A 22,279-nucleotide genomic window follows, 5' to 3' on the forward strand; every position below is an offset into this window, starting at 1 on the left:
GTAATGACGAAGTTAGTCGCCCAGGACTGATCGCGGGAGTCGTTCGTCCCGATCGATCGTCCTGATGCCCAACTAGATTGGGCGCATGGACGACGCGCCCACCCTGCACGCTGCGATCGATGAGCTCTACTCCGGCGACCCGGCCGAGTTCATCGCGACCCGCAAGCGGTTGGTGGCGCAGATCCGGAAGGCGGGCGACAAGGAAGTGGCGAAGACCGTCGGTGGGTTACGTCGCCCCTCGGTGGCAGCGGACGCGGTCAATCACCTTGCCCGGCAGGAGGATCCACCGAACATCCCGGCGCTGCGCGAACTCGGTGAGCGGATGCGCGAGGCACAGGGGCGGATGGACGCCGCCACCCTGAAGAAGCTGGGTGCCGAGCGGTCCGAACTCATTGCACAACTGCTCGCCGACGCGGAACCGCATGGGGCCGGTACCGCTTCGGCCAAGGATCAATTGACGCAGACCTTCACCGCTGCGCTCGCCTCGCAGAAGGCGGAGGACGTCGTGTGCAGCGGCAACCTGGTGAACCCGTTGTCCTACAGCGGTTTCGGCGATGTCGAGGTGGACGAGGCGGTCGCCGTGCCCTTGCGCGAACTGCAGCAGGCACGGCTGGCCGAGATCGCCGAGCGGGACGCCGCACGCGCAGAACGCCCGCTGCGCTCGGTGAGGTCCGACGAACCGGCCGAACCCGAAGATCAGCCGGACGAGGCACCGGCCGCGGACGAACCCACACACGAGGAGCCCGCGGAGGACGCGCCCACCGAGGAAGCGCCCGACGACGCCGAGCTGTCCGACGGGCCCGAGGAGACCCCCGACGAGGAGGCAGAGAAGCCGACAGAACCGGCGAAACCAGCTGAAAGGGAACCGGTTTCGTCCGAAGACGCACAACGCGTCGTCGAACAACTGAAAGACCTGGAGCACCAGGCGCAGGAGGCGGTCGGCGCCGCGCGCGAGGCACTGGCGGCTGCCAAATCACACGCGGCGGCGGTCACCAAGGCTCGCCAGGACGCCGAGGACCTGCTCGACTCACTCGGCTGAGTGACGACGAGCCGCAGTCAGACCTTGATCTTGCTCAGGCAGTAGGTACGCATCTTCTGGGCGTCGGAGTTGAAGTTCTTGGTCGACACGGTCTGTCGGCGGACGCGCGCGGTGGCCAGGTCGTCGAAGTCCTTCGCGACCGCCCAGACCAACGGGGTGAACTGCTTGTCGCCCGGCGCCTTGGTGAGCGTGCGCAGGTAGGTCGCAGTCTGGCGGAAGCCCTTCGCAGCGTTGTCGAGCTGCGTGCTGTCCTTGGAGCGAACAGCGGCGTTCCAGTCGTTGACCGCACTGTTCGACCGCGAGTTCGCGTTGATGCACGACTTGACCAACGTCGGCGAGGCGGCCGGCTTGGACGAGGTGGCCGACGGCTCGGACGACTGACTCGAGGCGGGACTCGAGGAAGCGGCGGAGGTCGGAGCGCTCGATGACGAACTCGCCGGGGCGGACGACGTCGCAGCACTCGAGGGAGTCGAGGTGGCCGAGGTGGTGGTGGACGAAGTCGACGTCGAACTCGTCGATGAGCTCGTCGTAGACCTCGAGGATGAACTCGAGGAGTTGTCGTCACCGCTGTTGCACCCGCCGAGGGCGAGAGCACCGACCACGAGAACGGCCATCGGGGCGGCCGCCCGGCCGCGTCGTGCGTACTTCATCCGACCACCATGCAACGCGCCGCCCAAGCCCGCCAAATCAGCGAATCCGTCAGTCCTCGTCGAACGGGTGCCCGGTCGGACCGTCGTAGGGGTCTGGGTCGTGCGGGCCGGTACCGGCGAGCGCGGTGCCGAGCCAGGACACGACGCTCCACCCATCGTCCGAATCACCTTCCAGCACAACGATTCCGGTGTTGGGCAGTGGTTCTACGGCGAGGTCGGTGTCCTTGATGTTGTCGGCGCGCTGGTAGGTCCAGAAACGGATCACCGCACCGTGGCTGACCATCACCGCAGTGCGCGCACCGGATGCCTCGATGCGCGCGACGCTGTCGTCATAGCGGTCCAACACTTCGTGACCGGTCTCGCCGCCGGGGACCCGCTGGTCGAGGTCACCTTCGGCCCAGTCACCCAGCAGCTTGAGGTAGGCGTGGATGCTGTCGGGGTCGGTGCGCTTCTCCAGCTCGCCGGCCTGGATCTCGTGCGTGCCGGGGAGCGCCTGCGGCTCGATGCCCAGGTGCTCGGCCAGCGGTGCGATGGTCTCCTTGGTGCGCAGGGCGCGACTGGTCCACAACCCGTCGATCTGTTCCCCATGCAACGCCGCCGGGATGGCTTCCGCCTGCTCGACGCCACGGTCGGTCAGACCGGGCCCGGGAAGAGTGGTGTCGAGCGAACCTTGCACGTTGGCCGGCGTCTCGCCGTGCCGAATCAGGATCAGCCGCATGGGTCCATTCTCACCATGGACCTGACCGGGACGTGAACGCCCCGTGAGCTGAGACGAAGAACAGGCGGCGTCAGCATCCCAGCTTCGCCGTGGCGTAGGCGTCCAGCTGCCCGATCCGCCGGCCGGCGTTCGTCATCCTGGTGGAGTCACCCGAGCGCAGTTCGCGGTCGAGCCGGCACAGTTCGTCGATGCTGATCCCGACCTTGCGTGCGCCCGCCACCGACTCGGCCGACAACAGGCCGATCTGCGGCGCGGCGAGCTTCCCGCTGTGCTGAGTTGTGGCGGCGGCTGTCGCACGCATCGCAGAACCGACCAGAGTCGGCGACAGGGCCGCCGCGTAACCCTGATTGCCCGCGACGTTCGGGTGGTAGGACTCCTCGATCGGATTCGACAACCCGTTCACCCACTCGACGCTGTCGCACCCGGTGGGTGTCGAACGCTGCACGGACGTCGACCGTCTTGAACCCGCGGTTCGCCGCCTTCGTGAGTAGCAGCGTGTCGAGCTGGTCGGTGGCGGCATTGAGTGACTCCTGGGGTGAGAACCAGGTGAGCGCGTTGCAGTCCTCACCGTTGAACAGCCGCGGATATCCGGTGAACGCCACCGGCGGCAAGTGCTGCGACGCAGGTGAGGGCGGCAGAGGCGAGGACGCGTGAGGTGGCCACGTGCCAAGCGTGGCGATGTCCGGGTCAAGCCGTCACCGCCTGATCGTCAATTCTCGGTTACGAATGCCGAGCCCGCAGCACCAGTTCGAGTTCGAACCGGGACTGCGGATCCTCCAGGGCCTCGCCGAACAGTTCGCGCAGTTGCCCGAGCCGGTAACCGACCGTCTGCGGGTGCACGTGCAGTTCCTCGGCGATCTTCTTGCGCTCGCCGCGCCAGCGCAGCCAGGCTTCCAACGTCTCCAACAGACGCTCGCGCTGCGTCTCGCCGGCCTCGTCGAGAGGTGCGAGTCGACGCTCGGCCAGGTCCGCCACCAGTTCACGCTGCGAGGCGAGCACCACGTCGACCACGTGGTCGACGACCCACCGCGGTTCATCGACCGACGGAACTCCGAGTGTCTGCATCGTTGCGCGCAACGACTCGTTCACCGCTGTCCAGGGGCGCCCCGGGCCGAGCCAGGCACTGCGTCCCGCGAGCGCCAACTCGAGTTCGCGGTGAGCGGTGGGCGTGCTCGGCTCAGGCACGATCGCGACGGCTTGCCCCCCGCGAGCGGACGCGAGCGCCCGATCACCCAGGCGCAATCGCAGGCCCTCCGCGTTCTCCAGCGGCACAACCAGCGCGATCAAGCGGTCCGGGATCACCCAACCGGCACGCGCCGCCAACCGACGCACCTCGATCTCGTCCACGCGAGTGGACAGCAACGAGTTCAGCAGGGCTGCACGGGCGCGGTCCCGCTCCCCCATCTGCCGGGACTGTTCCTCGGCGAAGCCCTCGACGCTCGCCGCCGAGATCTCGTCGAAGTACACGAAGATCGCTTCGCCGACATTGAGCAGGACGCGCGCGTCGAGTCCGGCCTCGAGCGCTGCTTCGCTCACGCTGCGCAGCGTGAGGCGGGCGCCGAGCCGGTAGGCGGACAGCAGGGCTTCCAGCGAACGACCGGTGCGCGCCTCGCCGATGCCGAGCGTCCGATAGATCGCACGGCCCTCGGGAGTGAAGGGCGGCTCATCCGTGCCGGGCAGTTCGATCAGCAGACGCTGCAGCGCGGTCTCGACACCACGCCGCACGGCCGCACCGAACTCGCCGTCGAGCGGGCGCGCGTACTCGGTGATCTCACGGGGAATGTTGCTGATGATCGTCGCCACCAATTCAGGGACGACGGGACCGATCGTGGCACTGATCTCAGGCGGCAATTGAGCCCACGGCTGGGGGCGACTCACCCGATCGGGTGTGACTGGTGTGGTCATGAGCGAGCCTCCGAACGAAGAAACGTGCCGTTCCGTCCCATTATTATCACCGGAGCACAGTTTATCGGTCGAAATTCTACCTACAGACTCACCGTTTACGCGGACCGCGCCAATCAGAATTGACGTATGGGAGTTCTGAAGGCGATTCATCGTGCCGCGTCCGTCTGGACGTCGCCGGCATCCCCTGAGGACTACCTGCAGATCATCAATCCTCTCGCTTCCGCGCGTCAGCTGCGTGGTGTCGTCACCGAAGTCCGCCGACACGGCACCCGCTCGGCGACCATCTCCTTCCGGCCCGGACGTGGCTGGGAGCCGCACTTGGCTGGGCAATGGGCCCGCATCGGGGTCGAGATCAACGGGGTCCGCCAGTGGCGCTCGTATTCCCTGTCCGCGGCCCAGGGGCACGACCCGGAGATCACCGTCACCGCGATCGGACGCGTGTCGCGTCACCTGGTCGAACACACCAAGACCGCCGACGTTCTGTTCCTCGCTCCCCCGCAGGGTGAGTTCATCCTGCCGACCGGCCCACGCCCGTTGCTGATGATTACCGCGGGCAGCGGCATCACTCCGGTCATGTCGATGCTGCGCACCCTGATCCCGAGGCGCCCCGACGCCGACGTCGTCCTGATCCACTGCGCCCGCAGTGAGGACGATGCACTGTTCATCGACGAACTGCGTACGATGGATCGGCAGTACGCCGGCCTGACCGTCGTCATCCACTTCACCGGCAACAACGGACGTATCGACTTCAGCAACGCGTCCGCGGTCGAGACCGTCTGCCCCGACTGGCGCTCGCGCAAGGCCTACGTGTGCGGCCCCACCGAGTTGCTCGACGACACCGAGAAGCTCTGGGCGAACGCCGGACTCCCGCAGGGCCTGCAGGTGGAGCGATTCGCACCGGCGCTGCTCGCACCGTCCGACACCGACGGTGGCACGATCACGTTCGCCAAGTCCGACAAGGCAGCCGTCTGCGACGGCTCCACCCCGATCCTCGAGGTCGGCGAAGAAGCCGGCGTCATCATGCCGAGCGGTTGTCGAATGGGCATCTGCCGCACCTGCCTGACTCCCCTCGTCTCGGGTCAGGTGCGCGACTTGCGCACGGGCGAGATCCACGCCGACGAGGGCGAACTCATCCAGACCTGCATCACGGCCGCTGTCGGCCCCGTCCATCTTGAAGTCTGAACCGTTGCACTTCACGAACCCCCTTGATAGTCAGGAGATTTCATGACGATCACCAATGCCTCCGTCATCGAACGTCGCACCGCGATCTACGACGACACCCAGAAGAAGCGCACCGGCGTGCTGCCCACCGAGGGCGGTGCACACACGCGTCCGAAGGCGGCCGCGCACCTCACCGACGAGCAGGTCAACGAACTCGGACGTGAGCTCGACGCGATCCGCGCTTCCGTACTTGCCGAGCGCGGCGCGGACGATGCGGCCTACATCCGCAAGGTCATCAAGGTCGCGCGCACCTGCGACCTCGCCGGACGCACGGCGCTGATCTTCGGCAAGCACAAGCCGATGTTCCTGCTCGGCATTGCCGGCGTCTCCATGGGCAAGGTCCTGGAGAACATGGAGATCGGCCACAACGTCCTGCACGGGCAGTGGGACTGGATGCGCGACCCCGACATCCACTCCACCACCTGGGAGTGGGACTTCGTTGCCCCGGCCCGCGGATGGCAGCACACCCACAACGACCTACACCACACGTACACGAACGTGATGGGCAAGGACCGCGACGTGGGCTACAACATCCTGCGGATCAGCGACGAGCAGCCGTGGCAGAAGCGCGACATCTTCAACCCGATCGTCAACGCCTTCCTCGCGCCGACCTTCGAGTGGGGCATCGCCTCCTACGACCTCGAATGGGACCAGGTGCAGACCGGTGCCAAGTCCCGTGAGCAGTTCAACAAGGATCTGGAGGCGCTGAAGGCCAAGGCCGTTCGACAGGTGCTGAAGGACTACATCGCCACCCCGCTGGTCGCCACCCTCACCGGCTCCGGCAAGTGGTCGCTCGCCGGAATGATCGGTGGGAACATGGTGCGCAACGTGTGGGCACACTCGGTGATCTTCTGCGGTCACTTCCCCGACGAGGTCGACGTGTTCACCGAGGACGTGCTCGACGGCGAGACCCGCGGCGACTGGTACATCCGCCAGATGCTCGGATCGGCGAACCTGTCGGGCAGCCCGCTGTTCCACATCCTCACCGGCAACCTGAGCCATCAGATCGAACACCACCTGTTCCCCGACCTTCCCTCGAACCGCTACATCGAGGTGGCGCCGAAGGTGCGCGAGATCTGCGACCGGTACAACCTGCACTACACGACGGGCCCGCTCGGCACCCAGCTTGCACAGACCTGGAAGAAGATCGCCAAGCTGTCGCTGCCGGACGAGTTCTGGGAGCGTCACGAGTCGGGCAAGCCCGGCAAGTGGCAGGTGCTGCGCGACGCGTGGAAGGGCCGCACCACCCCCAAGACGGTCTGAGCGACTGAATCGCCCGGGTGTCATGGGCACAGACTGCGAGCCGCCACGCCGAGCGAACCCACCCTGCTCGCCGGCCCGGCAGTGCTGGTGGCCGCGGCGTTCTTCGACACGCCGCAACGGGAGTTGCTGTGGATCGTGGTCGCGGTGATGGATCTGTCGGGGCCGGTCCTGGTCGGGACCAACGCCGGCGACGGACTGACGGTTGGAGCGTGACACCTGCCTACTTCGTGGAGCGGCACGGGCTGATCATCATCATCGCGCTGGGTGAGGCGATCGTCGGGGTAGGCGCTGGCGCCGAAGCCGCTCTTCCGCGCCCGAGTGTTGTGACGGCCGTGCTGGTCGCGGCCGGTCTGTGGTGGTCCTACTTCGGTTATCTGCGCGGCGGTGCCGAACGACGGCTGCGCGGCACCACTGGTCGGGAGCGGTCGAGGCTCGCGCGCGACTCCTACAGCTACCTTCATCTGCCGCTCGTGGCAGGGGTGGTGTTCTTCGCTCTCGGGGTGCACGAAGCAGTCGCGGCACCGGGGGAACCACTCCCCTTGTTGCCGGCCGTCGCCCTGGCCGGTGGCGTCGCGGTGTTCTACGTCGGCGACGTCGCCTACCGATGGCGCGACCACCACCAGCTCGCCACCGGTCGCCTGGTGGCCGCAGTGGGGGCTGCTTCCCTGATTCTGGTCGCGGTGGTGGCGCCTGCTTTGGCGGCGCTCGCCGGGCTAACCTTCGTCTGCTTTCTGCACACCAGCTGGGAACTCTGGCGCCACCCGGCGATCGGCCCGGGCGGCGACTCCTGATCGTCCAGTGCCATCGCCGCGCAGACTCTCGCAACTACGGCTTGGGACTACCTCACCGGACGGCGTTTCGCGGGGGCTCGCCGACGGAGGCACGGCGCAGTCGCCACGCGCGTGTCGCCAGGTGGAGGTTGAGTTGTGTCTCGACGTCGTTGAGGTCGTGGCCCGAGATCTCGGTGATGCGGCTGATTCGGTAGCGCAGTGTGTTGCGGTGGATGGTGAGCGTCGTTGACGTGTCGGCGTACTTGCCCCCGTGGTCAAGGTAGGCCGCTAGCGTGGAGACGAGCTCGGTGCCGTGGCGACGGTCGTAGCTCAATAGGTCGCCGAGCCAGTCCCTGATGAGGCGCTCGACTTCCTCAGCGTTGCCGTCGAGGGCGAGCAGCCGGTCTACTCCCAAGTCGGCGTAGGCGATGAAGCCATACGGATTGTGGGACTGCTGACGAGCCCTGAGTGCTCGTTGGGCTTGCTCATAGGCACGTGGGATCTGTTCCGGCGAGTTGGCCGGCTCCCCCTTCGCGATCACACCGTTGGTGTCGCCGTAGGCGCGCGACAAGTCGTTGAACAGGCGGCCCATGTCGACACCTCGATGGGCGAGGACGACGACCAGTCCCCGGTTCCGGACGACCAAACAGGGCAGTCGCTGACGAGCCATGGCCATCCGGAGGTGATCGACGTCGCGGCCGTGCCCGCGGTGACCCCGATCGGAGGACCATGCGCACACGATCAGGTCGTGCGGAACGCCAAGGTCGTGGCCCTGAGCGGATGCCCGGTCCACGGCAACGTCGGCCGGGAGCCCTCCAAGAAGGTCGTCGAGGAGGTCTCGACTCAGTCGGTTCTCCAGTTCATTCATCTCTGCGGCCTGAGCCCTCAGCAGCCCCAGTGCGACGCCCGCGTACCGCAGAGCGAATGATGCGTCGTCTCGGTCTTTGTCCGGTGGCACCTCCAGTTCGATCGTGCCGAGTTCGGGGCGTCCGCCGATGACCTCCTCGAGCGAGGTTCGCTCGAGGACCGGTTGGTACCGGCCGGCAACCGTGATCCGGGTCGACTCGTGCCCGAATCTGTCCCGCAGCACGACAGCGGAGCCGGTGAGCCGGCTGAGTGAGGTGGCCACGTCGAGCTCAGTCCCGGTCGTGGATAGTCGGGCGAACTCCTCAAGCACCCCCTCACGGTGCTGCAGCGCCGCGACGGTGCGCGCCATCTCGTTATTGGCTGCATCGAGTTCGTGGGCGCGTCGGCGGTGGCGCTCGCGCACCTGCGCATCCGCGAGCGCCGTCCCGAGGAGATCGCCCAACCGTTCGATGACGAACAGTTGTTCGGGGTCGGGCCGGGCGAAGCTGCGAAGGACCAGTTGGCCCGGGGCGCCGTTCAAGACCGCCACAGCCGTCGTCGACGTCCAGGAGTCGCCGTGGTCCTGCACGAATACCCGTTCACCGGTTGAGGGGCTCGGTTCCGCCGGCTTCGTTGGCTCCCCGGGGGGCAGGGTGATCCACTCCCGGTGCCGCTGGAAGGTGACGTGAACCAACTGGCAGCCGGTCACCGACTCGACCTCACGCTCCAGGACGTTGATGACCTCGTCCACGTCGTGATGTTGCATCATCGCCATGGACATCACCAGCAGCCCCTCGACGCCGGTGAGGGCACGCCGCAGATCCAGCTCGCCGGTTGGCACAACGGTTCCGGTTGTGGCGGGCTCGCAGACGGTCATCTCTTGATCCCTGGGCGGCCCGCCCGGGATCCCCCTGTGTAGGGACCCCACAGGTCGTCGCGCTGAGTGGCGACGCCTCGGTACATGCAGCACGGATGTATCCCGGGATCCAGTCCGAATCCGTGCGAGCTCATCGGTCCTCATCAACTCTCGGGGGCACCGTCGCGCTCACCGTACCCCTTGCCCAGCACACCCACCCGCGGGGAGTTGTGCACTCGACCCAAATCATGCCCCGGGACTTTGGCCTGGTGCGCCCATGAATTCTTGGTGGTCGGCGACGAGTGTGGACAGGTCGGAGTCACCGACACAACGATTGGAGATTCGCCATGAAGGCTGTCGTCTATCAGGGACCCAAAGATGTCGCGGTCACGGACGTTCCGGACGCCGAGATCGAACGGCCCACCGATGTGCTGGTCAAGATCACAACGACCAACATCTGCGGCTCGGACCTGCACATGTACGAGGGGCGCACCTCCTTCGAGAAGGGCCGGACGTTCGGCCACGAAAACATGGGAGAGGTGGTGGAGATCGGCAAGGGAGTAGAGAAGATCAAGGTGGGCGACCGGGTCGTGCTGCCCTTCAACATCTCGTGCGGGTTCTGCAAGAACTGCGAGCGCGGGCTCACGAACTACTGCCTGACAACGCAACCTGACCCGTCGGCCGCCGGTGCGGCCTACGGCTTCGCCGAAATGGGCCCGTACGGCGGCGGGCAGGCAGAACTGCTCCGGGTGCCCTTCGGCGACCACAACGCGCTGCGCCTGGGTGAAGACGCGCAGGACAAGGAGAACGACTACGTCATGCTCTCCGACATCTTCCCCACCGGCTACCACGCCACCGAGATGGCCGGCGTGATCCCGGGCGACAGCGTCGTGATCGCCGGGGCCGGCCCCGTGGGACTGATGGCCGCCCTGTCCGCGACGATCAAGGGCGCCGCGAAGGTGATGGTGGTCGATCGCCACCCCGACCGGCTCGCGCTGGCCGAGCAGATCGGAGCGATCGCCATCGACGACTCCAAGGTCGACCCCGTGCAGGCTGTGCTGGACGAGACCATGGGGCTCGGAGCCGACCGTGGCTGCGAGTGTGTCGGCTACCAGGCCCACGACCCTGAGGGCAACGAAGACCCGGCTGCCACCCTGAACATGCTCATCAACTCGGTCCGGTTCACCGGCGGGATCGGCACCGTCGGCGTGTTCGTCCCCGAGGACCCGGGGGCCAAGGGCGAATTGGCCAAGCAGGGCAAGGCGGCCATCGACTTCGGCACCCACTGGTTCAAGGGACAGACCATGGGCAACGGTCAGTGCCCGGTCAAGAGGTACAACCGCCGGCTGCGAGACCTCATCGCGGCTGACAAGGCGAAGCCGTCCTGGATCGTCTCCCACGAGATCTCGCTGGATCAGGCTGCCGACGCCTACAGGAACTTCGACTCCAGGTCCGAGGGTTGGACCAAGGTCGTCATCAAGCCCGGCATGTCAAACGGAAAGAAGGCAAACTGATATGGCAGCAGATCTTCAGGGCAAGAGGGTCGCGATCCTCGCCGCCGACGGCGTCGAGCGCGTTGAGCTCGAGCAACCCCGCGAAGTACTGGACCGCGCGGGCGCTCAGACCGAGGTCCTCTCGATCCACGACGGCGAGATCAAGGCCCGTGAGAACGACCTGGATGAAGCGGGCACGTTCACCGTCGACGGGCTGGTCGCAGACGCCTCGGTGGGCGACTACGACGCCCTGCTGCTTCCCGGCGGCACGGTTAACCCCGACCAGCTCCGGGTCGACGAGGACGCCGTTTCCTTCGTCCGCGACTTCGTCGAGAGCGGCAAGCCAGTGGCGGCGATCTGTCACGGGCCGTGGACGTTGATCGAGGCCGGCGTGGCCGCGGGTCGCACCCTGACGTCGTACCCGAGCATTCGCACCGACCTGCGCAACGCCGGCGCTGACGTCGTCGACCAGGACGTGGTGATCGACAAGAATCTCATCACCAGCCGCTCGCCGGAGGACCTGCCGGCGTTCTCCGAGGCGATAGTGTCCCAACTCGCAGGCACCACGACAAAGGAAGAGGAGAAGTCATGAGTGTGACCAAGGGATTGCTGGTCAGGTTTGACGCGTTGCCCGGCAAGGAGGACGACGTGAAGGAGTTCCTTGACAGCGGCCGTGCGCTTGTCGAGGACGAGCAGGCGACCACTGCGTGGTTCGCGATCCGCCTCGGGCCGACCTCGTTCGGGATCTTCGACGTGTTCCCCGATGACGCCGGACGTGACGCCCACCTGTCCGGCCCTGTTGCGGTAGCTCTCGGCGAGCAGACCGGCACGTTGTTCTCCGAACCGACGATCGAGAAGCTCGACGTACTGGGCTCCAAACTCCCCGCCTGACACCACAAACTGGGAGTACTGGCCCAGACAGGAGGGGTCGCTGCGCGCGATGACTTCGGGCTCACACAGCCCGCTGACGTCGTGGCAGCGGCCCCTTCTCTTGCGGCCAATCGCTCATCACGAACAGATCGAGGAACCGCGATGACAGGAACTGAAGACGGCGATGCCACGACGCGTTCACCCGAGGTAGCAGTGATCGGGGGCGGGATCGTCGGTCTGTCGACGGCGTACGCGCTGCGAGAGCAGGGCGTGGCGGTGCGCTTGTACGAGGCTGGTCTGCCCGGGACGGGTCAGTCCGCAGGCGAGTCGCGGATCTTCCGGCATGCCCACGACGACCCGCGACTCGTCGCTTTCGCGCGCGAAAGCCGCGGCGTATGGGATGAGTGGGCCGAACACTTCGACGTCGAGCTGGTCTCATCAGACGGTGTCGTGGCGATCGGAGACAGCGCCCTCGCGCGGCTGCGGGTGCTGGACCAGGTCGGCGGCGTGGAAGCACGCGAGATCGACGCGGCCGAGGTCGCCCAACGGATGCCGCTGCTCGCTGGGTATTCGGGGCCGGCGGTGCTTGACGAGTCGGGCGGCGCGATCCGCACCCGCGCCGCGATCACGGCACTCACGGGTGCCCTCGCAGATGCGATCACCACTGGTGAGGTCATCTCCATCGATCCCCGCGCCGACGGGACGGTCGAGGTGCGCAGCATCACCGACCGGGCTGTCTACTCCAAGGTGGTCGTGTGCGCCGGCCGCGAAACCGCCCGCCTGGCCCGCAGCGTCGGCCTGTCGCTGCCGGTTCGCCTTGCCGCACACGTCCGGCTGACCTTCGAGGTGAAAGCCGCCGCCCCGGCACGAGTCGCGTGCCTGCAGGACAGCAGCGGCGTCTTCGGCGAAGTCGGCGTCTACGCGACGCCGCTACCGGGCAACAGCAGCTATTCGGTCGGACTCAGCGACACCGTCGGCGTCCGCGACGACGGAACTTTCATCGACCCGGCGGCGATTCGATCGCTGGACGAACGCGCACGCGACTACGTGACACGAGCGCTGCCCGGTCTCCACCCAGAGCCGCGCGACTTCCTTCACTGCTGGGTGACCGACCTCCCGTGGAGTGAGGACGGCGTGGCCGTGTGGGAGGCAGGCTCTGTCTTTTTTGTGGCCGGTCACAATCTGTTCAAGCAGGCACCGGCGCTGGGTCGCGCTCTTGCCCGGGCTGCGACCGGCGGCGGTCTCCGCGACGAGCTCACGCCCGAAGCGCGCCTCGGCGAAGCCTAGGATTAGCGGGTCTGCGGCGCGGCACGCGGCGAGCACCTCCCGGCGTCCGGGCACTTCGCGGTGGGGACCTGCCAGGCCACGGTCGACGTGCGCCTCGGATCACGCTGCCCGAAGCGCCATCGACGAGCGTCTGGGATCTAGTGTGTTTTGTTGTCCAGTCATCCACCATGAGGAGTAGTCCATGAACCTGACACAGATGCCGCTGCGCGTCACCACCGGCGCCTTCATCCTCAACTCCGGGGTCGGCAAGCTGAAGGTCGACGAGGGCACGGCCGCGTTTCTGCACAACGGCGCGAAGACCGCCTACCCCGGCGTCTTCGACTCGATGGACCCGAAGACGTTCTCAAAGGTGTTGTCCTACAGCGAAATTGGAGTCGGCGCGCTGCTTCTTGCTCCGATGGTTTCCCCTGTAGTCGCCGGCGCTGCGCTGACCGGCTTCGGCGCGAGTCTGGTTCGGATGTACCTCAAGACCCCTGGTATGACCCAGTCCGACGGCATCCGTCCGACCCAGGAAGGCACCGGCGTGGCGAAGGACGTTTGGCTCGTCGGTGCCGGCCTGACCTTGCTCACCCAAGGCCTGACCTCGGCGACCAAGGCGGGCGCCAAATCGGTCGGCCGCGGTGTTCGACAGGTCACCCCGTTCGTCGAGAGCTGACTCCCCCGAGCTCGACGTCCCGCAAGGCTCGACCTGACAGCGTCAACAACGACGTGCGTGCGGCCGGGGCGACGAGCGCGAACATCGTCCAGGCTGCGCCGAGCGCAACGGCTCGGCGCAGCGCGGACTGATCGTCCGGTGCAGCGCTGCTCCGGCACGCGCACACCGATGGCGAAGATCGCGGGCAGTCCGGGCGCCCAAGATCAACCCGGCGAACTTGGACGCCGCACAAGGACGCTGAAAACGCGCATCGCGCAGTCGTAGTCTTCGCACAGGAAGTGCACAGACACCGTCGGCAGTCTCTTCTTCATGAACACCGCAGCCACCAACTCACTGTCCACCTCAAAGCGCGTCGGGCGCGGTGTTCTCGCCGCGACCTGCGTCGCGCTCGTCGGGGCGTCGGTCGTGCCGGCCGCCCAGGCCGAGGCAGCCGGAGCGAAGGCGACCGATTACGCCGTCGTCTCGCCAGCATCGAAGGCATCGATCGTCTCCCCCACCGACCTACCACGCAGCGATGGCAGATCGATCTCCTACCGGGTCGGTAAGGACGGCACCGTGCGCGCCGTCTGACCCGCCACCAGCCCGGTCGGTGCCGTCTTCTCATTCGGCTCCGACCGGTCACCGGGATCAGGCCCCTTCGCCCCAGCAGGCGAAGGGGCCTTGCGATCGCGCGGAGCCGGGCATCGAACTCACGGGCGCTCACCGGGGAGCACAAGATGTCGTCCGCACCGCAGGACGGTGACGGCAAGCGGGACTGCGCCACCAAGAAGGCCGGCGTTCGGGCGCCCGCGAAGACCCGCGCCTGACAGTGACATCCGCGTGGTCGTCAGCCGGCAGTGCCAGCCACGATCGCGTCCGTGTAGCCGTCGTAGATCGGCACGTAACCCTCGTCCTTGGTGAGCACGTACACTGCCTCGTCACCGTCGGCGAAGCCGAGGTTGCGCAGCTCGACCTTGCGCGACTTGAAGGTGGAGGTGTGTTCGAGTTCGTTGACCAGTCGCACGAACAGCGGCCGCGCATAGGCTGGGAGCTGCGAGCGCACGTGCTCCGCGAGCGCTGCACCGTCGAAGGCCTCACCGTCGGGCAGCACGACCGCAGCCATACCGGCCTTGCCGTCGCAACCCGGCACGTCGACGCCGTAGACGGTGGAGTCGACCACCTGAGGTGCGCCGGCGAGCGCTGCCTCCACCTCGGTGGTGGCGACGTTCTCGCCCTTCCAGCGGAAGGTGTCGCCGAGCCGGTCGACGAACGCAACGTGCGTGAGCCCCTGATTGCGCACCAGATCACCGGTGTCGAACCAGCAGTCGCCGTCCTTGAATCCGTTGCGCAGCAGCTTCTTCTCGCTGGCTTCGTCGTCGGTGTAACCGTCGAACGGAGCCCGGTCGGTGACCTTGCTGAGCAGCAGCCCGACCTCGCCCGTCTTCACCGTCGTGAGGCGCCCGGCGTCGTCGCGGGTGGCTGCACCGGTCTCGGGGTCGTAGGCCACGACCTTGTAAGGCAGCGGGCAGGTGCCGGCCGTCTGACCGATGTTGAACGCGTTGATGAAGGCGATGTTGCACTCGGACGCGCCGTAGAACTCGGCGATGCGACCGATGCCGAAGCGCTGCTGGAACTCGTCCCAGATGTCCGGACGCAGCCCGTTCCCGACGATCACCCGGATGTTGTGGTCGCGGTCGTCCGACTTCTCCGGCTGGGCAAGCAGGTAACGGCATAGTTCGCCGATGTAGACGAAGGCGGTTGCGTCGTAGGCGCGACACTCGTCCCAGAACTTGGTGGCCGAGAACTTCGGCGACACCGCGAACGCTGCGCCGCCCGCGAGCACTGCGCCGAGCGCAACCGTCACTGCGTTGTTGTGGTACAGCGGCAGCGGACAGTAGAGCGTGTCGGTCGGACGCAACCGGACGCCGAGCGCACCGAGGCCGGAGTACGACTTCAGCCAACGGTAGTGCGTCATCACCGACGCCTTCGGCATGCCAGTGGTGCCGGAGGTGAAGATCAGCAGCGCCCGCTCCTTGGCCCTGACCTGCTCGGCCGACGCGGGGTTCTCGCTCGGGCGGCCCTCGGCCAGACCGGCCAGCTGCGAATATAGGATCACGTTCTGCTCGTGAGCGATCTCGCCGGCACTGGCGAAGTCCTCGAGCAGGTCGTCAGCCATCACGACGAGTGCTGCGTCGAGCGTCCGCAGGCTGTGCGCGAGCACCTCGCTGCGCTGGTTGTAATTGATGAGGCCCGCAACGGCACCGAGCTTCACCACGGCGAGGATGACCAGGACGTTCTCGACGTCATTGGCCGAGTTCACACCCACGACGTCGCCGTGGTCGACGCCGCGCTCGGCGAACAGGTCTGCGTACTGGTTGATCAGCGCATTCGCCTCGCGATAGGTGAGCGTGCGGCCCTCCCCCTTGAGGAACGGACGGTCGGGGTGGCGTTCGACGGTGCGCTGAAACTGCTGGCCGATGGACGCAGTGTGCGTCGGCTTACGCAGCAGCAGACCGGGCGCCTCACGGGCCAGCATCGGCAGGTCGGGGGCGAAACCGAGCAGGCCCTTGCTGATGTCGGTCAAACCGACGCGACGGCGAGTGGCAGGACTCATGTGACTCTCCTCACGAACGACCGGGACAAGGTTAGCCAGGTTTGCTACCCACTGGTAACGAGCCGTCCCACGAAAACCGGTTGGCCCGCTCCGATCTCGTCCTTCAGACTGGATGCACCATGGAGAACTGATCGGATCATCGCCCCGCTCGCGGCCCTGCCCGGCGGCGCACCATGCCGACCCCTCCGAGGCCTCATGCCAGCCAACTCCTCCCCCACTCTCCTCCTCGAGGATCTCGCCGTCACCTACGACGGACGGTGGATCCTCGACGGCATCTCCCTGGCCGCGTCCGCCGGCAACCGCGTCGGGCTGGTCGGCGAGAACGGCTCGGGCAAGTCGACGCTGCTGCGCCTCGCCGCTGGTGTCGAGCCGCCGACCCGCGGCGCGGTGCACGCACCGGCAGATCTGGGCTACGTCGCGCAGGACGGCGGACTCGATCCGGAGCACACGATCGCCCGGGTGTTACACGACGCGCTCGCGCCGCTGCACGCCGCGGTACGCGAACTCGAAGAGCTGGCAACCGGATTGGAGCAACCCGGCGCCGCCGATCGATACGACGAGGTGCTCGCGTGGGCCACCCGTCATGACGCCTGGACGGCGACCACGCGGGCCGAGCGCACCGCCGCACTCCTCGGTCTCGAGCAGTTACCCCACGACCGGCCCGTCGGGACGCTCTCGGGTGGGCAGCGTGGACGGCTCGCCCTTGCCGCGCTGCTCGCACGCCGGCCCGACTGCGTGCTGCTCGACGAACCGACCAATCACCTCGACGAGACGGCCCTCACCTTCCTCGAGGAGGAACTGCGCACGATGAGCGGCGTCGTCGTCGCGGCGAGCCACGACCGCACCTTCCTGGACGGTGTGTGCACCTCGATCGTCGACCTCGACCGCACCCACTTCGGCACCGACGGCGAAGGCGGCCGCAGCTACACCGGCAACTACAGCGACTACCTCGCCGAGAAGGCCCGGTCGCGGGCGCGCTGACAGGAGGCGTTCGAGGCGCAACAGGAGGAGCTGAACGAACTTCGCGCCACCGCCCGCACCACCAATCTCGATGTGGCCCACGATCGTCCGCCCAGGGACGGCGACAAGTTCATCTACGCGTTCAAGGGGTCACGGGTGCAGGCCACGGTGTCGCGGCGCAGACGTAACGCAGAGCAGCGCATCGCGGCGATCGAGCGGGCGCGCATCAGCAAGCCACCGAAGACCCTGCGGTTCGGCGGCACATTCTCGGCCGACGGCGCGGGGTGGGTGTCGGCGCGTGACGCCGCCGTGGCCGGCCGCTTCCGGATCGGGCGGCTCGACGTGTGCGCCGGTGAACACTGGCTGATCACCGGGGCCAACGGCTCGGGCAAGTCGAGCCTGCTCGCGGCGATCGCGGGCGAGCTCGCCCTGGGTCACGGCACGCTCGAGGTGTCGGCCCGGCGAATCGGATTCCTTCGTCAGGAGATCAGCTTCGCCGAACCGCACCTCACCCCGCTGCAGGCGTACGGCGACGACGAGTCGCAGCTCGGCCTGGACGCACTCGGGCTACTGCCGCCGCGCGACGCCCGCAGGCCGATCGGACAGCTCAGCCTCGGCCAGCGGCAGCGCCTCGCGCTGGCGATGCTCATCGCGGGGCGCCCCGACCTGGTGCTGCTCGACGAGCCGACCAACCACCTCTCGCTCGGGCTGGTCGAGGAACTGGAGGCGGCACTGCTCGACGCCCCGGCGACGGTGCTCGTGGCCAGCCACGATCGGTGGTTGCGGTCGCGGTGGAGCGGGCCGACGGTGCTACTGGTGTCGTGAGTTGGTGCAGGAGCGGGAGCTCGAGCCCCCGCTCACCTGACCACCTCCCGCACCGACGTCAGATCAGCGCGCGCCCCGGGCCACTCAACGCACCTTCACGCGGTGCCCGCCGCGTGGCCACCATCAGCAACTCGAGCGCGGGGCCACGCAACTCCGGTCCCTGCCCGATCGCCAGATCTGCGTTGTCGGCCACGAAGCGCACCCTCTTGGCGAGCGACTTTGTGCCGTCGAAGGCATCGGGGGTGCGCAGTTGGTAGCCGATGGCCGGCACGATCGCGGCGACCGGATACTCGCGGACGATGCCAAGCGGGCGCCGGATGTCCTCACCGTGGGCGATCTCCTCGACCAACCGGCTCGCCAGCGGTGCGGGCGGGGTGTCGGTGCGCTCGGCCACCGCACGCAGTCGCTCGAGAGTCGCCTGCGGCGTGGCCCCCTTGGCGGCGCGCAGGCCGGTGTCGTTCTGCCGGTGGAAGTTGCCCCGGGCCTTCACCATCGCCTTGACCAGTCGCCAGGTGGTCGCCGTGGCATTGTCGACGAGGTGTGCGGCGACGTCGTGCACCGTCCACCCGTCGGCCAGCGAAGGCGCCTGCCATTGCGCGTCGGTGAGGCTCGAGAGGTCGTCGACCAGGGCGTGCCGTTCGGCGTGGACGAGGTTCCAGATGTCGCTCATGACTCCAGCCTCACATGTCGCCCTGACGGTGGCTGCCGGCACGGTCTCGCCGTCCGCCTCACGGAGTTGGTTGCGACCTACCATCGGACCCATGAAGCCGATGCCGAGCGGAACCGCGATCGCCTGGCGGGCGCCCATCGCCCCCGACCTCGCCGACCTCGCCGCGCAGGGACGGCTGCAGTTCACCGAGGTGGTGGCCGAGAACGTCGATCCCGACCGTCCGCCGGCCGCCTTGATGACCCTTGCCGAGCACGTCACGGTGATCCCGCACGGGGTCAGCCTGGGCCTTGCCGACGCCTCCACCCCTGATCCCGCTCGGCTGCAACGACTTTCGTCGCTCGCGATGCTCTTCGACGCGCCACTGGTGAGCGAGCACCTCGCGTTCGTGCGGGCCGCCGGGACGCCTGATTCGTTGCACGGCGATGTGCTCGAGGCAGGCCACCTGATGCCGCCACCGCGCACCCGCCGGATGCTCGACATCGTGGTCGAGAACATCGAGATCGCGCAGGCGCAGCTGCTGGTGCCACTCGCCATCGAGAACATCGCCGCCCTGCTCAGCTGGCCCGAGGACGAGTTCGACGAGCCGGATTTCCTTGGCGAGATCGTGCGCCGCACCGGCGTCCGGGTGGTGCTCGACGTGGCCAATCTGCACGCGAGCGCGGTCTCGCGCGGCACGGATGCCCACGCGGACCTACTTCGCTTCCCGCTCGACGCCGTCGCCTACGTGCACGTCGCCGGCGGCACCGAACGCGACGGTCTCTACATCGACACCCATGCCCACCCCGTGCTCGACGCGGTGTCGGAGCTGTTGAGTGCCTTTGTTGCACATCGGATTTCGTGCGGCGCCCCGGTGCCGGGCGTCATGCTCGAACGGGACGCCGACGTGCGGGCCGAAGCGGTGCTGCACGACCTCGACCGGATCGACCGCGCCGTCGCCCGGGGAGTCGCCCGTGTCGGCTCGTGACGAACTGGCCGCGCGCCAGAGCGGGGTCGTCGGCGAACTGCTGCGCGGTCGCACGCCCGAGGGTTTCGACGAACTGCGCTCCCGCCACACCGGTCGCATCCTCGCGATGAAGCGGGTCGACGGCATGACCCACGTGCGACCCGAGATCGCATTGCTCCCCCGCTGGCGAGACCGCGCGATCGCCTTCGTGCTGGCGACACCGGCGGGCTCGTGCGCCCACTGGGACGCCGAGATGTTCGTGGAATGGGTACGCGACCGCCCGACCGCGGACGACGGTGACTGGGTGGTGCTCGACGACCTCCGCGCCGGGCGGCGACGTATAGCAACGGTCGAGATGGCTACGCGTCGGCACCTGGTGTGGAGTCGGCGCGGACGCCTCCACGCCCTGCCTGCCCTGCCGAACTGAGCCTCGGGGGCCTGCGCTGCGGCGGCAAGGCCGTTTCGCATATCTGAGAGTCGAGCGGGAGGCCGGGACCGATCAATACCGCTGCCCCCGTCGTGACGCAATCGTGAGCCACCGCATCGACGGACGGTCACGTCGCGTCCACGGGTCGCCGCGGCGCCCTCCCGCTTTCGGTGCACAATGGTGATACCACATTGATACCATCATCCGCATGGCGATGACACTGCGACTGTCCGAAGCAGACGAGCGCGTCCTGGCGATGCTGGCAGAGGCCGACGGCATCAGCCGCCAGGAAGCGACGATCCGTGCGATCCACGAGGTCGCCGCTCGACGGGGCCATGAGCGGCGTGTCACCGACGCTTCCGCTCGCGCCCGGGCCCGTTACGCCGACGTCCTCGACCGCCTCGGGAAGTGACCGAGTTCCTGACGCTCGAGGATCTGCTCGGTCTCGTCGACGATCTCGGCGTCGGGCCGTTGCGGGACGTAGGTCTGCTCGAAGCGGCGGCGCACCGACCGACGACGGTGCTGTGGGGGCGCGAGGCGTATCCGACGCTGGAGGAGAAGGCGGCTGCGCTGCTGGAGTCCCTGGTCGGCAACCACCCACTGGTCGACGGCAACAAGCGACTCGGCTGGCTCGCCACCGTCGTCTTCCTCGATCTCAACGGCGCCTGGATCGAGGCTCCCGACGACGATGCGTACGACCTCGTCATCGCCACCGCGGCCGGGCGGATCGAGCTGCCCGACATCGCCGCAGCGCTCACCCGCTGGCACTGACCGCGTCGCCGTCGCCCACCGAGCGCCGCCGGTCAGCGACGGATCACACAGATGTGGAGCTGCTCCCGCTGCCCGCGCCGTCCGCGGGATCGTCGAAGGCCGCCTCCACCCGCGCCGAGCGACGACGCAGCAACCAGAACCCGAGGAGGCAGAGGAGGAAGCCGGCGAAGAAGCCACCGGTGAGTGCCGGCATGCCGTCGGCCTCCGACCCGCCCTTGGCCCAGACGATCGCGGCCAGCACGGTCACCACGAGGCACAGGCCGGCCACGACTGCCACCATCGCCGCCGCGACCCGCAGCGCGAAGATCCGGAACATGCTTGGCTTCTCACTCACGGCGCCCAAGGGTACGCGTAGGTTCGGACCATGGCAGCCTTACCGGGACGGCGCAGCAGCTCCCCCAAGGTCGAGATCGAGGTCGGCGAGCGCATCGTGTCGGTCTCGAACCCCGACCGGGTCTACTTCCCTGCTCGGGGCGAGACGAAGCTCGATCTCGTCAACTACTACTTGTCGGTCGGTGACGGCATCGTGCGGGCGCTGCGCGACCGTCCGTGCATGCTGCACCGCTTCCCCACCGGCGTCTCCGGGGAGAAGGTGCACCAGAAACGGCTGCCGCACGGCGCGCCCGAGTGGATGGACACCGTGCGCGTCTTCTTCCCGCGCTACAAACGCACCGCCGACGAGCTCTGCGTCACCGAGCTCGCACAGGTGATCTGGGCCGTACAGATGTCGAGCGTCGAGTTCCACCCCTGGAACTCCCGTCGTCCCCAGATCGAGAAGCCGGACGAGTGGCGCATCGATCTCGACCCGATGCCGGACTGCCCATTCGACCGAGTACGCAATATCGCGGACGTGTGCTGGGAACTGTTGGACGAGTTGGGTATTCGCGGTTTCCCGAAGACCAGTGGTGGCGCCGGTCTGCACATCTACGTCCGCATCGAGCAGGAGTGGGGCTTCTCGGACGTGCGACGGGCTGCCCTGGCGTTCGCCCGTGAAGTCGAGCGTCGCGCTCCGAAGGACGTCAGCACGACCTGGTGGCGCAAGGATCGCGACCCGGCCGCGTTGTTCGTCGACTACAACCAGAACGCCCGCGATCACACGATCGCATCCGCGTACTCGGTGCGCGGCAACGCCGATGCGACCGTCTCGACGCCGTTCGACTGGGACGAGCTGGCCGACATCGACCCGCGCGACTTCACGATCGCGACGGTCCCGGCCCGATATGCGGACAAGGGCGATCTGACCGCCGAGATCGACGACGTCGCGTTCCGACTCGACCAGTTGCTCGACTGGGCCGCTCGCGATGAGAAGGCCGGCGAACAAGCGCCACCGGAACCATCGGAGTGAGCAGGCCAGATGCGAACCTACTGATGCGCGGCCGAACCTACTGGCTGTGATGTCTCGTGACTTCTGGGTGTCCCGGATGTCATGACATTCGGGACACCCGAGTGTCGTGACATCCGGGACACTCATCAGGCATGGCTGATGAGATCTCGCGTGTTGTTCGTGATGCTGTGCT

General features: G+C 67.5%; 27 protein-coding genes. 19 read left to right on the forward strand and 8 right to left on the reverse strand.

The window, feature by feature from the left end:
• Window positions 1–85 precede the first annotated feature (85 nt).
• Window positions 86–1,039 (forward strand): hypothetical protein, encoded by a 954-nt coding sequence (locus tag ACYU8W_RS03240; RefSeq protein ID WP_499466582.1) that lies wholly within the window; start codon window positions 86–88, stop codon window positions 1,037–1,039.
• 17 nt (window positions 1,040–1,056) lie between these two features.
• Here ACYU8W_RS03240 and ACYU8W_RS03245 read toward each other — a convergent pair whose 3' ends face one another.
• From ACYU8W_RS03245 to ACYU8W_RS03255, 3 genes are all read right to left on the reverse strand, one after another.
• Window positions 1,057–1,689, reverse strand: coding sequence for a hypothetical protein (locus ACYU8W_RS03245; RefSeq protein WP_499466584.1), 633 nt, complete (start codon window positions 1,687–1,689; stop codon window positions 1,057–1,059).
• A 49-nt stretch (window positions 1,690–1,738) separates the two neighbouring features.
• Window positions 1,739–2,407: a histidine phosphatase family protein gene (locus ACYU8W_RS03250; RefSeq protein ID WP_499466586.1), complete on the reverse strand. Its 669-nt coding sequence runs from the start codon at window positions 2,405–2,407 to the stop codon at window positions 1,739–1,741.
• Window positions 2,408–2,477: 70 nt separating this feature from the next.
• On the reverse strand, window positions 2,478–2,852 hold the full coding sequence (locus ACYU8W_RS03255; protein WP_499466588.1) for a hypothetical protein: 375 nt from the start codon (window positions 2,850–2,852) through the stop codon (window positions 2,478–2,480).
• A gap of 50 nt (window positions 2,853–2,902) precedes the next feature.
• Between ACYU8W_RS03255 and ACYU8W_RS03260 the strand changes: the two genes are divergently transcribed.
• Complete coding sequence (locus tag ACYU8W_RS03260; protein ID WP_499466590.1) at window positions 2,903–3,061, forward strand: hypothetical protein; 159 nt, start codon at window positions 2,903–2,905, stop codon at window positions 3,059–3,061.
• Between the two features lie 66 nt (window positions 3,062–3,127).
• On the opposite strand, the gene ACYU8W_RS03265 is transcribed toward ACYU8W_RS03260, so the two are convergent.
• Entirely contained in the window at window positions 3,128–4,312 is a 1,185-nt protein-coding gene (locus ACYU8W_RS03265) for a PucR family transcriptional regulator (protein ID WP_499466592.1), read from the reverse strand.
• Window positions 4,313–4,438: 126 nt separating this feature from the next.
• On the opposite strand from ACYU8W_RS03265, the gene ACYU8W_RS03270 reads away from it, so the two are divergent.
• The 4 genes from ACYU8W_RS03270 (at window position 4,439) to ACYU8W_RS03285 (ending at window position 7,587) form a co-directional block, all read left to right on the forward strand.
• Window positions 4,439–5,494 (forward strand): ferredoxin reductase, encoded by a 1,056-nt coding sequence (locus ACYU8W_RS03270; protein WP_499466594.1) that lies wholly within the window; start codon window positions 4,439–4,441, stop codon window positions 5,492–5,494.
• Window positions 5,495–5,536: 42 nt separating this feature from the next.
• Window positions 5,537–6,796, forward strand: coding sequence for a fatty acid desaturase family protein (locus ACYU8W_RS03275; protein ID WP_499466596.1), 1,260 nt, complete (start codon window positions 5,537–5,539; stop codon window positions 6,794–6,796).
• A gap of 87 nt (window positions 6,797–6,883) precedes the next feature.
• Window positions 6,884–7,009: a hypothetical protein gene (locus ACYU8W_RS03280; protein ID WP_499466598.1), complete on the forward strand. Its 126-nt coding sequence runs from the start codon at window positions 6,884–6,886 to the stop codon at window positions 7,007–7,009.
• The gene (locus ACYU8W_RS03285) at window positions 7,006–7,587 is read left to right on the forward strand and encodes a low temperature requirement protein A (RefSeq protein ID WP_499466600.1); all 582 of its coding nucleotides are present in this window, start codon (window positions 7,006–7,008) and stop codon (window positions 7,585–7,587) included. The genes ACYU8W_RS03280 and ACYU8W_RS03285 overlap by 4 nt, the downstream gene beginning before the upstream one ends.
• A gap of 52 nt (window positions 7,588–7,639) precedes the next feature.
• Here the strand turns inward: ACYU8W_RS03285 and ACYU8W_RS03290 are convergent, their stop codons facing one another.
• On the reverse strand, window positions 7,640–9,289 hold the full coding sequence (locus ACYU8W_RS03290) for a PucR family transcriptional regulator (protein WP_499466602.1): 1,650 nt from the start codon (window positions 9,287–9,289) through the stop codon (window positions 7,640–7,642).
• Window positions 9,290–9,615: 326 nt separating this feature from the next.
• Between ACYU8W_RS03290 and ACYU8W_RS03295 the strand changes: the two genes are divergently transcribed.
• The 6 genes from ACYU8W_RS03295 (at window position 9,616) to ACYU8W_RS03320 (ending at window position 14,143) form a co-directional block, all read left to right on the forward strand.
• Window positions 9,616–10,782 (forward strand): glutathione-independent formaldehyde dehydrogenase, encoded by a 1,167-nt coding sequence (locus tag ACYU8W_RS03295; protein ID WP_499466604.1) that lies wholly within the window; start codon window positions 9,616–9,618, stop codon window positions 10,780–10,782.
• A gap of 1 nt (window position 10,783) precedes the next feature.
• The gene (locus tag ACYU8W_RS03300; RefSeq protein ID WP_499466606.1) at window positions 10,784–11,353 is read left to right on the forward strand and encodes a type 1 glutamine amidotransferase domain-containing protein; all 570 of its coding nucleotides are present in this window, start codon (window positions 10,784–10,786) and stop codon (window positions 11,351–11,353) included.
• Window positions 11,350–11,652, forward strand: a complete 303-nt coding sequence (locus ACYU8W_RS03305; protein WP_075818624.1) for a putative quinol monooxygenase — start codon at window positions 11,350–11,352, stop codon at window positions 11,650–11,652. Before ACYU8W_RS03300 ends, ACYU8W_RS03305 begins: the two co-directional genes overlap by 4 nt.
• 141 nt (window positions 11,653–11,793) lie before the next feature.
• Window positions 11,794–12,918 carry an NAD(P)/FAD-dependent oxidoreductase gene (locus ACYU8W_RS03310; protein ID WP_499466608.1) on the forward strand — a complete coding sequence of 375 codons (1,125 nt, stop codon included), beginning with the start codon at window positions 11,794–11,796 and terminating at the stop codon, window positions 12,916–12,918.
• A 181-nt stretch (window positions 12,919–13,099) separates the two neighbouring features.
• Entirely contained in the window at window positions 13,100–13,573 is a 474-nt protein-coding gene (locus ACYU8W_RS03315; RefSeq protein ID WP_115921368.1) for a hypothetical protein, read from the forward strand.
• Between the two features lie 309 nt (window positions 13,574–13,882).
• The gene (locus ACYU8W_RS03320) at window positions 13,883–14,143 is read left to right on the forward strand and encodes a hypothetical protein (protein WP_499466611.1); all 261 of its coding nucleotides are present in this window, start codon (window positions 13,883–13,885) and stop codon (window positions 14,141–14,143) included.
• A 256-nt stretch (window positions 14,144–14,399) separates the two neighbouring features.
• On the opposite strand, the gene ACYU8W_RS03325 is transcribed toward ACYU8W_RS03320, so the two are convergent.
• Complete coding sequence (locus tag ACYU8W_RS03325) at window positions 14,400–16,166, reverse strand: long-chain-acyl-CoA synthetase (RefSeq protein WP_499466613.1); 1,767 nt, start codon at window positions 16,164–16,166, stop codon at window positions 14,400–14,402.
• Window positions 16,167–16,361: 195 nt separating this feature from the next.
• On the opposite strand from ACYU8W_RS03325, the gene ACYU8W_RS03330 reads away from it, so the two are divergent.
• Together ACYU8W_RS03330 and ACYU8W_RS03335 are read left to right on the forward strand one after the other, a co-directional pair.
• Window positions 16,362–17,147 carry an ATP-binding cassette domain-containing protein gene (locus ACYU8W_RS03330; RefSeq protein WP_499466615.1) on the forward strand — a complete coding sequence of 262 codons (786 nt, stop codon included), beginning with the start codon at window positions 16,362–16,364 and terminating at the stop codon, window positions 17,145–17,147.
• 72 nt (window positions 17,148–17,219) lie between these two features.
• On the forward strand, window positions 17,220–17,951 hold the full coding sequence (locus ACYU8W_RS03335) for an ATP-binding cassette domain-containing protein (protein ID WP_499466617.1): 732 nt from the start codon (window positions 17,220–17,222) through the stop codon (window positions 17,949–17,951).
• A 58-nt stretch (window positions 17,952–18,009) separates the two neighbouring features.
• On the opposite strand, the gene ACYU8W_RS03340 is transcribed toward ACYU8W_RS03335, so the two are convergent.
• Window positions 18,010–18,621: a maleylpyruvate isomerase family mycothiol-dependent enzyme gene (locus ACYU8W_RS03340; protein ID WP_499466619.1), complete on the reverse strand. Its 612-nt coding sequence runs from the start codon at window positions 18,619–18,621 to the stop codon at window positions 18,010–18,012.
• A gap of 91 nt (window positions 18,622–18,712) precedes the next feature.
• Here ACYU8W_RS03340 and ACYU8W_RS03345 point away from each other — a divergent pair, with 91 nt between their 5' ends.
• The 4 genes from ACYU8W_RS03345 (at window position 18,713) to ACYU8W_RS03360 (ending at window position 20,762) form a co-directional block, all read left to right on the forward strand.
• Window positions 18,713–19,585: an MbnB/TglH/ChrH family RiPP precursor modification enzyme gene (locus tag ACYU8W_RS03345; RefSeq protein WP_499466621.1), complete on the forward strand. Its 873-nt coding sequence runs from the start codon at window positions 18,713–18,715 to the stop codon at window positions 19,583–19,585.
• Entirely contained in the window at window positions 19,572–19,991 is a 420-nt protein-coding gene (locus ACYU8W_RS03350) for an SCO6045 C-terminal-like domain-containing protein (RefSeq protein ID WP_129625448.1), read from the forward strand. The genes ACYU8W_RS03345 and ACYU8W_RS03350 overlap by 14 nt, the downstream gene beginning before the upstream one ends.
• A gap of 208 nt (window positions 19,992–20,199) precedes the next feature.
• A complete protein-coding gene (locus ACYU8W_RS03355; protein WP_129625447.1) occupies window positions 20,200–20,403 on the forward strand; it encodes a CopG family transcriptional regulator in 204 nt (67 codons plus the stop codon).
• A complete protein-coding gene (locus tag ACYU8W_RS03360; protein WP_129625446.1) occupies window positions 20,400–20,762 on the forward strand; it encodes a type II toxin-antitoxin system death-on-curing family toxin in 363 nt (120 codons plus the stop codon). Before ACYU8W_RS03355 ends, ACYU8W_RS03360 begins: the two co-directional genes overlap by 4 nt.
• A gap of 43 nt (window positions 20,763–20,805) precedes the next feature.
• Here ACYU8W_RS03360 and ACYU8W_RS03365 read toward each other — a convergent pair whose 3' ends face one another.
• Window positions 20,806–21,096, reverse strand: coding sequence for a hypothetical protein (locus tag ACYU8W_RS03365; protein ID WP_499466624.1), 291 nt, complete (start codon window positions 21,094–21,096; stop codon window positions 20,806–20,808).
• 30 nt (window positions 21,097–21,126) lie between these two features.
• Here ACYU8W_RS03365 and ligD point away from each other — a divergent pair, with 30 nt between their 5' ends.
• Entirely contained in the window at window positions 21,127–22,107 is a 981-nt protein-coding gene (ligD, locus tag ACYU8W_RS03370; RefSeq protein ID WP_499466626.1) for a non-homologous end-joining DNA ligase, read from the forward strand.
• The last annotated feature ends 172 nt before the right edge of the window (window positions 22,108–22,279 follow it).

The sequence above is a fragment of the Yimella radicis genome, assembly GCF_054778255.1.